This window comes from Dermacoccus nishinomiyaensis (genome assembly GCF_900447535.1).
Lineage (GTDB): Bacteria > Actinomycetota > Actinomycetes > Actinomycetales > Dermatophilaceae > Dermacoccus > Dermacoccus nishinomiyaensis.
Window position 1 is genome coordinate 1,455,924 of sequence record NZ_UFXX01000001.1, and the last position, 12,296, is coordinate 1,468,219.

Here is a 12,296-nt window from a genome sequence, read left to right on the forward strand (position 1 = left end):
GCCCACCCCACCACGACGTCGGCCGCCGTCACGACTGCCCGTCCCTCGCGAAACCCGAACGCAGTTCGTAGCGACGCTCCGCGTACTCGAGGTCGTCGACCCACAACTGGCCCTGCGTGCGCAGCACGAGCGGGCGGATGAGCGGCGCGAATGCCCGCGCCGCACGGAAACCGGGGCGCTCGGAGTGCGCGATCGTCGCCTCGTGAATGACGCTGCGAGCCGGCTGCTCGGCGCTCGCCGGCTGCACGCACGTCGCGTGGGTCTCGACGGTGCTGCCGACGCCCTCGCCGTCGATGATCGTCATCGTGATCGTGCGGCTGTCGGCGCACGTGAACGCCGCGCGCACCGGAACGCCGTAGGTGTGGTTGAGGCGGAACGTCACGTCGGTGACGAGGCAGTCGTCATCGCTCGCGTCCTCGTCGACGACGAGGTGGCTGAACGCGTATGGGTGGAACCAGGCCCCGTGCCACGGGTCGAGGCGATTCGCGATGACGTCGGACGTCTCGCAGCGCGCTTCACGCGTGTAGACCGCGACGAGCGCCTCGTCGAGTGGAGCGCGCGGGGGCAGCACCGGCGCATCGCTCGGCGTCTCGCCGTCGCTGGGCAACCGCACCCAGAACAGGACGCCGTCGTCGTGCGCGGGGTAGGTGAGCCATTCGCCCGGCCACTCGCTCGGCAGCCGCAGCCCGTGCCAGCGGCACAGCACGTCGCCGTCATCGGTGTGGCAGTTCTCCAGCAGCGCACCCATGTGCGGGCACGCGCCCGGCCCCGCGAGCGCCGAGCCGTCGGTGCCGCGCCACAACGCGATCTCGCGTCCGAGGATCGTGCGCACCGTCGAACGCCCCGCGACGACGTCCGTGCTCGCCGCCGCGACGTGCCAGCCACCCGCGTCCTGGGCGAGGGCGCGCGCCAGCATCCGCTCGATGCGGGGCACCGCGGCCTGACGCCACGTCGAGCGAATCTGCTCCTCCGGCGGCTGCGGGACGCGTCGGATCGGGTTGCGCCGCGCGATCTCGGCACGCAGTTCGGCGCGGTTGCGGGGCGGGCGTCTCATCTGCGGCTCCTTCGGCGAGTTTCGGTGGGCGAGGGGGTGCGGTGGGTCGAGCCGGTCTCCATCGTCGGGTGCACCTCGCTCATGACGCGGATGACGTCACGGCCGGCTCGTTCGCCACGGCCGATGACGAGGGCGCGACCGGCGCCGCAGTTCGGGCGCGTCCGGTGACGACGACGGCTCCCGCGATGGCGCTCTTGCGTGCTGCGGAGACGCGGTGGCGCGTGCTGAACACGTCGTAGTCGGCCGCCTCGATGAGGCACAGGATGCGTGAGTACATCGCGAGCGCCGCGCCGACGCACCGTCGCGACGAGGCAGGCAGGTGCGGCAGACCGGCTTCGGCGTCGTGGAACAGCGCGCGGTTTCGGGCGATCTGCTCGGCCATGAACGCGCGCCACTGCGGGGTGACGCGGCGCAGCCACGGGTCGGCGCCGTGCGCGGCGAGTTCGTCGGCGGGCAGGTAGACGCGACCGCGTTCGAGGTCTTCGCCGACATCGCGCAGGAAGTTCGTCAGCTGGAACGCGAGCCCCAGCGCGCGGGCCGGAGCGAACGCGGCCTCCCGCGAGCGCGGGCGCAGCACAGGCAGCATCATCTCGCCGATGACGGCAGCCGAGCCCTCCATGTACTCGTCGCGCAGCTGAGGCCACGACGCCCACGACGTGCGGACGAGATCGAGCTGCATGGCGCCGAAGAAGCGCTCGTAGCAACCGGAATCGAGGTCGAGACGCCGGGCGGTGTCGACGATGGCGGCGAACAACGGGTCGTCGCTGCGCCCCGCGGCGAGGTCGGCCTGGAAGCGCTGTTCGAACTGCGCGAGACGCTCCCCCGGCGGCAACGATGCGTCGAGGCCGTGCCCGGTGGCCTCCTCGGGCTCGTCGACGATGTCGTCGGCCAGGCGGCACAGGGCGTACAGGCCGTAGACGTCGCGGCGCTGCTGCGGCGGCAGGAACAGCGTCCCCCAGTAGTACGTCGTGCCGTGCATGCGGGTGATGTCGCGCGCCTGGCGGTAGCCATGCGTGAGGAGGGCCTCGGGGTCTGTCACGAGTGCCTCCACGGGTGGCGGGGTGTGAACGTCCATCGGCCGGTCGCAGGTGAGGGGGACCTGCTCGCGGGTCCGAACCATGAGCATAGCCGCCGACGCGCCGATGCGAGCGCCCCGGAGGCGTTGGAAAATCACGGAATTCGACCATGGGGGTTGGCGTTCGCGACCGTGCCGCGGCGACTCTGCGGGCCCGTTCGTGCCGTCGTGGCGGCACTACGATGAGGGCACCCGTCCGGCTATTCGAAGGTGTGCCATGCGATTCCGACGCCCGCGCGAACGCGACGCGAGCACCGAAACCCCGTGCGTTCACCCGTCGGAGCAAGCTGCATGAGGGTCGTCATCGCCGCCGCCGGCAGCCGCGGCGACGCCGTCCCGTTCGGGGTGCTCGCCGCGCGTCTCGTCGCCCGTGGGCACGACGTCACCGTCGTCACCCACGCGTCACTCGCGCACGTCATGCCTGACGGCCCGCGCGTCGTGACGGTGGCGAGCGATCCGGGCGCCCTCCTCGCCGGCCCGGCGGGCACCGCACTGCGGCGTGGTGATCTGCGCGCGCTCAACCGCACGCGCAACGTGTTCGCCGAGTTCCTGCAGTCGTTCGGGCCGACCACGCGTGAGGCGCTCGCGGGCGCCGACGTCCTCGTCGCCTCCAGCTTCGCCATCGCCGCCGTCGACGAGGCGATGCGCGCCGACGTCCCCGTCGTCCGCGCGCACCTGTGGCCCGAGTTCGACACGCTCGACGGGCCGATGCCGCTGCTGCCGTACGCGTGGACGCTGCCCACCGGTGTGCGGCGTCGCGCGCGTGGAGCGCTGCGGCGCGTCGAACCGTACTTCGCGGGCGTCGACGGCGGATGGGCCGACGGCCGACTCGACCTGCGCGCCGCCCACCCCACGGGCCTGACGACGGCGACTCTTGGCTCGCTGCACGCGTACAGCCCGCTGCTCGCCGAGCCGGTGGACGACTCCCGCACTGTCGTCACGGGGTGGTGGCGCGAGGCGCCGCACGAGGGCTTGTCGGAGCGCACCCGGGCGCTGCTCGCTTCCGGCGACGAGTGGATCGCCGTCGGGTTCGGCTCGATGCACCAGAACTCACCGGGCCGCGTCGTCGACGTCGTCACCGAGGCGTGCCGGAGACTCGGCGTGCGCGCGCTCGTCCAGCTCGACGGTGCGCCGCGCGAGGCGGATGGCGTCGTCGTCGGCATCGATGACGAGCCGCACCACGCGCTGTTCGCGCAGGTGCGCGCCGTCGTCCACCACGGCGGGTCGGGGACGACGGGTACCGCGCTCGCCGCGGGCGCGCCCAGCGTCGTCGTCCCGCACTTCGCCGACCAGTACCACTGGGCGCACCGCCTCCACACGCTCGACCTCGCACCCGCGCCGCTGCCGCGTCGATTGCTCACCGCGGGGTTGCTGACGCGTCGGCTGCGCGCGGCGATGAGTGCTGGAATGCGCGAGCGTGCAGTGGATCTCGGACGTCAGGTGGCGACCGAGGACGGCGCGGGCGTGGCCGTCGCCGCCATCGAACAGTTCGTCGGCGGGGCATGACATGACGCCGTCCGCGTCGAGTTCATCGAGGTGGCGTGTGTCGGCGCGGTTCGTCGAGGCGCAGCCGTGGTGGCGCCCCGGTGCTCCGGCAGCGCTGGCCGTCATGATCGTGCTGCTCGCGACGTCGTCGCGCCACGGTTTTCACGGCGACGAGCTGTACTTTCGCATGTTGCCGCCCGCGTGGTGGTACGACGATCAGCCGCCGCTCACCGTCTGGCTCGCGCACGCAGCGGCGTCGGTGAGTGACGCGGTGTGGGTGCAACGGCTGCCGGCCGCGCTCGCGGCGGGGGCGGGCGCGCTCGTCGCGGGGCTGTTTCCGCGGCTTCTCGGCGCTGATGTGAGGGTGCAGCGCATCGCCGCGTGGGCGCATGCGTTCACCGTCTATCCGCTGCTCATGGGGCACGTCATGCTGACGGCGAGCCTCGATCTGCTCGCGTGGCAGCTCGTCGTGCTCGGTGTCGTCGCTGCGCTGACGGGGCGTCGCCATGCGCTGACGTGGGCCGGCGCGGCGGCTGGGGTGGCGTGCTGGAACAAGCTGCTCGTCCTCGTGCTCGTCGCGGCGGCCTTCGTCGCGCTCGCCGCGTGCGCCCGGTGGGTGCTGCGCACCCGTGACGCCTGGTGCGGCGCCGCGTTGCTCGTCGCGGTCGGCGGGTTCCAAGTGGGGGCGCAGATCGTTCACGGCGTGCCGATGCTCGACGTCTCGGCCGACGTCGTCTCCCGCGATGGCGCGCTCAACCGATGGCTCGTCGTGCCGCTGCTCGTCGTGTTCGTCGGACCGCCGTTCGTGCAGGTCGCGTGGCGGGGGTTGTGGTGGCACCCGGGAAGTCGTCGTGCCGCCCACCCCGGAGCTGACGGCGGCGACGACGGCGGTGGGCACGCCGAGGCGAACGGCTGGCGCAGCGGTCCCGCTGACGACGCCCGCGTCAAGGCGTTCGGCGGCGTCACGAACGATCCTTTCTCCACCGACGACGGTCACGCCGGCCGCATCGCCCCGGACCCACCACAACAGCGCACCGGGCCCGTGCTCGCCGTCATGGCCGCGATCGTCCTCGTGTTCGCGCTCGTCTCCCCTGCGCAGCCCTACTACGCGGTCGCGGTGTTCTTGCCGCTTGTCGCGGTCGGCTGGGCGCGGGCGGCTGCGGACGAGGAGCACGTGTGGCGGCGCGCGCCCATCGTCGTGACGGCGAACGCCGTCGTCGCAGCCCTCATCTGCCTACCGATCGTGCCCGCTTCGTCACCGGCGTTCTCCATCGTCTCCGCCCTCGACCCCATGCAGCGCGACCAGACCGACTGGCCGTCACTCGCCGCCCAGATGGCGACAGCCCGTCCGACGGGTGCGGCCATCGTCACCGATTCGTATGCCCTCGCCGGAGCTGCACATCAGTACGGCCCTGCGCTCGGGGTGCCGCGTGCCGACGTCGCCTCGTGGCACAACGCGCTCTGGAGCCTCGGGCCGCCACGCAGCGACGGGGACACGCACGACGTCCTCGCCGTCGGTGGGGACGAGCACCGCATCCGTGCGGCGTTCACACGCTGCGACCCCGCTGGACGGCTCATCGCGCCGCACGACCCGTTCGGCCTCGACGGCACGACGATGCTGCGATGTTCCGACCCGCGAGGAGGATGGGGCGCCGTCTGGCCGACGTTGCGCCGCCTCGGCGGTTGAGGCGCACTCCCCCACTCCTCGTGTGGCGCGGCGCGCGTCCAAGGCCGCGATGTTGCCCACTTCTTGGGGCGCGGGCGCCGTGACACCCGGGCAACATCGAGGGAGGCGGGGTGTGTCAGGGTGCGGTGATGTCGCGCGGGCGTCGCAGCAGGTCGAACGCCACGACGACGAGAGCAACTGCGAGCGCCAGCAGCGAGACGCCCTCCGCCACCCCGCGCGGGATGGGCGCCGGCGCCGGCATGACGTGGTCGAGACTCATGAGCGACGACACGGCACCCAGCGCCCCGAGCGCGCGCGTCAGCGTGTGACGGGGCTCGCGCTCGCTCGCGAACCGATCGTGATCCCCTCGTGAGTCGGCCGACCGCACCCCCACCAGCCCATGTGCGAGCAACAGGACGGACGGCGCCGGCAGCGCGAGCACGCCGCCCACCATGTGCACCCCGATGGCTCCGTCAGCGGGAAAGACCGCGACCCACACGAGTCCGACGCCGAGGCAGACGAGCGCCGCCGTCAGCAATCGTCCGAGTCGATCGTGCGTCAGAACCCCCGCCGTCAGGATGCAGGCTCCTGCGACGCCCACGGCGACGTTGAAGAGGTCGGCGCGCGGCGAGCAGACCCAGAATCCGTGCCAGTCGCGGCAGATCGTGCGTCCGAGGTCGCTGATCATCGCGCGCCGCCAGGAGAACGACGCACCCCGAGCATGCACCGCCGCGACGTACGCGCCCACGCACAGCACGAGCCCGAGGACGAGCAATGCCGCCGCCGAACGCTCGCGCCGAGCCGAGCGGCGCTCGGCTCGGAGCGGCGGGTGCGAGGGCTCGCCCTGAGGTTCGGACACGTCGAGGAGTGTAGGCCGCAGCCGCCCAGCCCCCTCGTGGGCGCCGGCAGGCTGGAATGACGGCGAACCGTTCCCCACGCACCGCGGCGCTCAGGTGCGCCCGCATGAGCGGCGCAGCTGACGCCCGCGCTGAGCAACCCCGCTGTGACCGGCGCCGCTGACGCCGACGTCAGGTAGGACTATCCTGAAATTCCAACGTGATCCACGCGCACTCCTCGATGAAACGGATGGACTTCATGACCTCTCGCCTCGCCCTCGTCACCGGGGCCACCGGATACGTCGGCGGCCAGGTGGCCGCTGAACTCGTCGAGCGGGGATGGCGCGTGCGCGTGCTCAGCCGCAGCGAGAAGAAGGTGCGTGCGCTGCCGTGGGGCGAGCACGTCGAGGTCGTCGAGGGTGACGCGTCCGAGGCCTCCGACGTCGCGCGCGCCATGGAGGACGTCGACGTCGCCTGGTACCTGCTGCACTCGATGAGCACGTCCGACGACTTCGTCTCCGAGGAGAAGGAGATGGCCTCGACGTTCGCCGACGCCGCCCGCGACGCCGGCGTCTCGCGCATCGTCTACCTCGGTGGCCTGCACCCGGACGACGAGGACGTCGAGCAGTTGTCCGACCACCTGCGCTCGCGCGTCGAGGTGGGCCACGTGCTCATCGACTCCGGCGTTCCGACGGCGGCGCTGCAGGCGGGCGTCGTCATCGGTGACGAGTCGTCGTCATTCATCATGCTGCGCAACCTCAGCGAGCGCCTGCCCGGCGCGATCGCGCCGAAGTGGATCAAGAACCGCATCCAGCCGATCGCCGTCGCCGACGCCGTGCACTATCTCGTCGGTGCCGCCGACCTGCCCGCCGACGTCAGCCGCACCTTCGACATCGGCGGCCCCGAACCGATGCCGTACGGCGACATGATGAAGCGCTACGCGAAGGCGACGAAGCGCTGGCTGCCGCGCATCGTGGGCACCGCGCCGGTGACGACGGCCGGACTCGCCGGGCACTGGATCGGCCTCGTGACGCCCGTCTCCAGCAGCCTGGCGGCGCCGCTCATCGGCAGCCTGCAGCACGACACCGTCGTCCACGAACGCGACCTCGACGACCTCGTCGGCGCACCTCCGGGCGGTCACACGACGTTCGAGGATGCCGTGCGCGCGGCCGTGAAGGACCTCGACACCTCGCGCTGGGTACGCACGCTCGGGCTGACGTCCGCCGCCGTCGCCGCGACCGCCGTCGCCGGCTCGCTGCTGACCGACCCGAAGTCGGCGTGGTACCGCACGCTGCGCAAGCCGGCGATCCAGCCGCCGCCCGCCGCGTTCCCGATCGTGTGGAGCGCGCTCTACACCGACCTCGCGCTCATCTCGAGCCTGACGATCGCCGACCTCGCCGAGACGGGCCGCACCAAGGAACAGCGGGCGTACATCGCGGCGCTCGCCGCGAACCTGGCCCTCAACGTCGGCTGGAACGGCACGTTCTTCGCCGCGAAGAAGCTGCGTCCGGCGGTGCTGGAGGCTGCGGTGCTCGCCGCCAGCTCGGCCGACCTCGTGCGCCGCGCGCACAAGGCCTCGCCGGAGAAGGGCGTCGTGCTCGCGCCGTACGCGGCGTGGACGGGGTTCGCCACCGTCCTCAGCGCCGTCATCGCCCGTCGCAACCCGGGACGCTGATGGCGACATCGCACCGCTCACCTCGCCACGTCTTCGGCGCCGCGCTCGCAGGGGCACGCGACGTCGAACTACGTGACGCCGCAACCGATCCCGTGCCCGAGCATCGTCTCGGGGCGACGCGGGTGATCATCGGCGCGACGGGCGTCGCGGCCGCCGTCGCACTGTCGTGGTCGCTCAATCTCGAGCCGGGGCAGGCCCTGTTCTACCCGGCGACGTTCCTCGTCGCCGTCATCTACGGAGCGGGGATCTTCGCGGCCGGCCGGGTCGGGGCGACCAGGCTGCGCTGGCGCGCTGACGGACGCGAACTGCTCGAGGCGTTCGGCATCGGCATCGCGTTGGCGCTGTTGTTCGTCGTCGGCGCGTTTCTCGTGCGCTTCATCCCGGCGCTGCGCGACCCCGTCTCGCACCTGCTCGACCATGCCCGCAAGGGCAGCCTGCCGATCGTCGCACTGACGACGGCCGTCAACGGCATCGCCGAGGAGGTGTTCTACCGAGGCGGGCTCTGGCGCGTGCTGTCGCCGAGGAAGCGCGTGCTGTGGACGACGGTCGCCTACACCGCCGTCACGGCCCTGACCGGCATTCCGCTGCTCGCACTCGCCGCGGCGATGCTCGGCTTCGTCGTCGCCGTCCTGCGTCAGCAGTCGGGCTCGCTCGCGGGGCCGATCGTCACGCACCTGACGTGGTCGATGCTCATGCTGTTCGTCCTGCCGCACGTCGTGTAGTGAGATCGGCCGCCCGACGCCCTTGACGTGGGTGTCCCCCCTCTGCGGTCTACGGTGGATGTCAACCTGTGGTGCCAGGCTGACACTCAGGGCGGCGTCGGGGGACGGTCGCGGCGGATCTCGAGTGATACGCCCGTCGTCAGACTGAGCGTCAGCGATTTTCGCCCGACATCGCGTCGGCAGCGACGCGATGTCGGGGAACATCACGACGTGGGGCGCTCCCCAGCGTCACCACGAATGTCATCGTCAGCGCCACCGTCGGCAAAGATGATCCTGACGGGCCCGCGAGCTGTCTCGTCGACGGCCTTGCCCTTCTGGGTGACGAGCACCTCGCCGGCCGCTCGCATTCGATGCGCCACGGCGCGGACGGCGGGCATGAGGTCGCGCCACCCGTCATCGCCGTTCGTCGCATCGCTGCCCCCGGTAGTGGTCGACTCGCCTCCGACTTGGGTCGCCGTCTCGTGGCCACTCGCCTGCGAAATACAGCCGCCATGGATGTCAGTGTGCGCGCCGCTGCCGACCACGCGCGCGACGTCGCTGGGGCAGATGCTCTTGCCGGCGCGATGACGCAGCAGCGCGCGGATCGTCGCTTCGATGCGGACGTCGCGTTCGTCGTCGGACGGAGTAGTCCACCATTCGTAGCCCCGTTCGCCGAGAGCGATCTTGGCCGCCTGCACGCGCGGTCGGGCGTGCTCGGCGTCCGTGCGCACGAGGCGACGGGCGGCCATCAGTTCGTCGACGAGTTCTTGCCGCAGCTTCGGCGGGATGCCGGGGTCGGACGCGCGCCAGCGTCGACCGTTCACGACGATGTAGCGACCGTCCGGGGTGCGCTCGGGTTCACTCACCCGCCCACTGTGACGGCCCACGCCGCCGCGTGTCCACCGGAGCACGTCTGACATGCCCGCGCCGATGAAGACGGGGCTGCCTCGCGCCGCCTCCCCGGGGCCTGGCTCATGTCGGCGGCACCGTCTGACTGCAGATGCGCGATGCACTTGTCAGGCCGAGGGACGATCGTTGCCCGGATTGGCGTCGAACATGACGCGAATCCGGGCAACGATGATCCGTCAACGGGCGAGCCTGCGGGTAGGGTGACGGCGCCCGCCCTCGGTCGCGTTCACTGTGTCGTGCTCAGTGTCGTAGCCGATGAGATCGCGTCCAGGAGAAGCCATGATTCGTGTCGCGTCGGTTCCGGCCGATCACCCCTACGTCGCGCACCTCTCCCCGACCGGCGAGACACCAGGCGACGGGTGCGACGAGGTGATCCGCCTGCCCGACCCGCCCGTCATCGCGGACGACGGCTCGACGCGCTGGTGGCCGCCGCGCATCCTCGATCCGGCCTGGCTACGCGAGCATGCCGGCGAGTTCGACGTGCTGCACGTCCACTTCGGGTTCGAGTCGTTCAGCCCTGAGCACCTGCGCGAGGTCGTCGACGTGGCGCACGAGCTGGGCAAGGGCGTCGTCGTCACGGTGCACGACCTGCGCAACCCGCACATCAAGGACCCGGCGGCGCAGCTCAGCCGACTCGACGCGCTCGTGCCGGCGGCTGACGCCGTCATCACGCTGACGCAGGGCGCGGCTGATGCGATCCAGGCTCGCTGGGGTCGCGACGCCGTCGTCGTGCGCCACCCGCACATCGTGCCGCTGGACGTCATGGCCGCGCTCCTGCTCGATGACACTTCCTCTCGGACGAACCGCGCCGACGCGCGGTCGAGCGACGACAGCACAGCGGCGCCCGCGCGAAATGATCGTCGGCGAATCGGCTTGCACCTCAAGAGTCTTCGCACGAACGTAGACGCAGCGGGAGCGCTCGACGCGCTCGCCCTCGTCGCCGATGAGCGGCCTGACGTCGAGATCGTCGTGACGATGCACCGCGCCGTGGCGGACCCAACCGATCGCGGTCACGACGCCTGCGTCGTCGAGCGCGCCGAGGCGCTGGCGGCGCGCGGCGCCATCACGCTCGTCCTGCACGAGCCGATGGATGACGCGACGCTGTTCGCGTTCGTCGGCGGCCTCGACGTCAGCGTCATGGCGAACGTCTGGGGCACCCACTCGGGGTGGATCGAGATGTGTCACGACCTCGGCGTGCGCGTCGTGGCACCGAACGTCGGGTTCTACGGCGAACAGCACGCGCTCGTCCTCTACGATCTCGCGGGCCGGGGCGATGAGGCCGAGGACGGTGCGGCCGCGAGTGAGGACGCCACCGTCGACGCTCGCAGGCTTGCCGACACGATCCTGGTCGCCGTCGACCAAGGGCGGGCTGCCCCGGCCGACGTCGCCGCACGCCGCGACGAACGCGATGCCGGAGCACGCGTTCACTCCGAGATCTACCGCGCCAGCATTCCCACTCGTTGAAGCGACGTCGCCCCTGGCGCGTCTGTGAGCGACATACGTCGTGTGCCTGAATGTGCACGAAATTCGCGATCTTCGTCCACCTCTGCGAGCCGCGTCCCGGTCTGCGAATCCTCGTCACATCGGCGATGTCGTGGTCACCACCGCTGCCCCGTCGCCCCCCGCGGACCCTACGACGCCCCAGTCGCGCCGTTGACCCGTCGGCCAATCGTCAGTGCGGCACCGAGCTGTTCTCCGCTGACGCCGTCGTCGCCACGGTGCTCGCCACGGGCGCCGACGAGTCCGCGGTGGCCTCCGGGCCTCGAGCCCGCTGCGTCTGACGACGTTCCGCGAGATGCTCGCGGGCTTCGAGGGCACGTCGCGCTCCGGGCACGATGTCGCGTTCCCAGGTGCCGAGGTGGGTGACGTCCTCGCCACCGAAGGAACGCTTGAAGGCGCTGAATCCCGCCCAGGCATGGTTCGGCTCGTCCGGTGGTGCGAGGCCGAACAGGTCAGCGGTCCGAATGCCTGCGTCGTGGGCGTCGAGCAGCGCGCGCGTGATGAGGGGCTGGTTCGGACGCAGTTTTCGATGCTCCACGGGCATCGCGGCGTGGGCGAAGAGCCGCTGGGTGGGGCTGTCGTAGACGAGGGTGGCGCACAGCGGGGCGCCGTCCTTCCACGTCGAGTAGAGGGTCGCCGCGTCCACCGGCATCATCGCGGAAGCCACCGCATGCAGGTAGCTGGCCGAGCGGGCGACGATGTGCTTGTGCCCCGCAGCCTGCGACAGGAACGCGGCGAGGATGGTGACGTCGTCCGGGTTGCGGCTCGTCCGCACCTCCAGGCCCTTCTTCGCGTGGTTGCGGTGAATCGTGCGGATGCTGCCCGTCGCCGCAGCGAGGATGGCGTCCGGGCCCGCAGTCAGGTCGATGAGGCGAGTGTGCTTCGGTTGGTGATCGTGCAGCGCCGGGTGGAATCTGTCGGCCTCGAGCACGTCCCGCCACAGCGGCAGGTCCGACCAGAGGGCCTCGCGTTCGCTGCTGCGCGGCTCGACGCGAACCCACCAGGCTCGCCGTCGACGAGCATGGGCGTGGATGGCGCGCAAGGCGTCGTCGAGTGCGCCCGCGTCACGGCAGATCGGCCCGTACGGCACGTACAGGTAGGAGCCGACCGCGCGCTTCTCCTCGACGCACAGTGCCGACCACCCGTCACCCTGCAGTGTCGACGTCGGCTTGCCGAGCTTACGTTGGACCTTGGCCCACGCGTCGGTCTGCAGTGGCGATTCGAGCGAGAACATTCGAGGTTCCGATCATCGGGGCGATAACGCTCAGGCGAGGTGCAGCACGGACGAAGACCGCGAGGCAACTTCTCGACCGTATCGCGAGACTCACCCCCTGACCGCGCATCCTGAGCCTTCGGCATGTCACCCGGTTGCCGCTGATCGCCGATGGAGGGAGA

Annotated in this window: 10 protein-coding genes; 5 read left to right on the forward strand and 5 right to left on the reverse strand. The window is 71.3% G+C overall.

The window, feature by feature from the left end; genetic code table 11:
- Positions 1-28 precede the first annotated feature (28 nt).
- Both DYE07_RS06800 and DYE07_RS06805 read right to left on the reverse strand, forming a co-directional pair.
- Positions 29-1,054: a Rieske (2Fe-2S) protein gene (locus DYE07_RS06800; RefSeq protein WP_062256476.1), complete on the reverse strand. Its 1,026-nt coding sequence runs from the start codon at positions 1,052-1,054 to the stop codon at positions 29-31.
- A 79-nt stretch (positions 1,055-1,133) separates the two neighbouring features.
- Positions 1,134-2,093 carry a phytoene/squalene synthase family protein gene (locus DYE07_RS06805; RefSeq protein ID WP_115297103.1) on the reverse strand — a complete coding sequence of 320 codons (960 nt, stop codon included), beginning with the start codon at positions 2,091-2,093 and terminating at the stop codon, positions 1,134-1,136.
- Between the two features lie 327 nt (positions 2,094-2,420).
- Between DYE07_RS06805 and DYE07_RS06810 the strand changes: the two genes are divergently transcribed.
- Together DYE07_RS06810 and DYE07_RS06815 are read left to right on the forward strand one after the other, a co-directional pair.
- Complete coding sequence (locus tag DYE07_RS06810; RefSeq protein ID WP_062256479.1) at positions 2,421-3,635, forward strand: glycosyltransferase; 1,215 nt, start codon at positions 2,421-2,423, stop codon at positions 3,633-3,635.
- Between the two features lie 37 nt (positions 3,636-3,672).
- Positions 3,673-5,301 (forward strand): glycosyltransferase family 39 protein, encoded by a 1,629-nt coding sequence (locus DYE07_RS06815; RefSeq protein WP_172462959.1) that lies wholly within the window; start codon positions 3,673-3,675, stop codon positions 5,299-5,301.
- A gap of 115 nt (positions 5,302-5,416) precedes the next feature.
- Here the strand turns inward: DYE07_RS06815 and DYE07_RS06820 are convergent, their stop codons facing one another.
- Complete coding sequence (locus DYE07_RS06820; protein WP_040014964.1) at positions 5,417-6,139, reverse strand: DUF998 domain-containing protein; 723 nt, start codon at positions 6,137-6,139, stop codon at positions 5,417-5,419.
- A 236-nt stretch (positions 6,140-6,375) separates the two neighbouring features.
- Between DYE07_RS06820 and DYE07_RS06825 the strand changes: the two genes are divergently transcribed.
- Both DYE07_RS06825 and DYE07_RS06830 read left to right on the forward strand, forming a co-directional pair.
- On the forward strand, positions 6,376-7,791 hold the full coding sequence (locus DYE07_RS06825) for a tryptophan-rich sensory protein (protein ID WP_040014985.1): 1,416 nt from the start codon (positions 6,376-6,378) through the stop codon (positions 7,789-7,791).
- A complete protein-coding gene (locus tag DYE07_RS06830) occupies positions 7,791-8,513 on the forward strand; it encodes a CPBP family intramembrane glutamic endopeptidase (RefSeq protein ID WP_062256485.1) in 723 nt (240 codons plus the stop codon). The genes DYE07_RS06825 and DYE07_RS06830 overlap by 1 nt, the downstream gene beginning before the upstream one ends.
- 203 nt (positions 8,514-8,716) lie before the next feature.
- Here DYE07_RS06830 and DYE07_RS15120 read toward each other — a convergent pair whose 3' ends face one another.
- A complete protein-coding gene (locus tag DYE07_RS15120) occupies positions 8,717-9,358 on the reverse strand; it encodes a DUF3253 domain-containing protein (RefSeq protein WP_237723861.1) in 642 nt (213 codons plus the stop codon).
- A 322-nt stretch (positions 9,359-9,680) separates the two neighbouring features.
- Here DYE07_RS15120 and DYE07_RS06845 point away from each other — a divergent pair, with 322 nt between their 5' ends.
- Positions 9,681-10,865: a glycosyltransferase gene (locus DYE07_RS06845; protein WP_172462960.1), complete on the forward strand. Its 1,185-nt coding sequence runs from the start codon at positions 9,681-9,683 to the stop codon at positions 10,863-10,865.
- A gap of 208 nt (positions 10,866-11,073) precedes the next feature.
- Here the strand turns inward: DYE07_RS06845 and DYE07_RS06850 are convergent, their stop codons facing one another.
- A complete protein-coding gene (locus DYE07_RS06850) occupies positions 11,074-12,135 on the reverse strand; it encodes a lipid II:glycine glycyltransferase FemX (protein ID WP_115296608.1) in 1,062 nt (353 codons plus the stop codon).
- Positions 12,136-12,296: the final 161 nt, after the last annotated feature.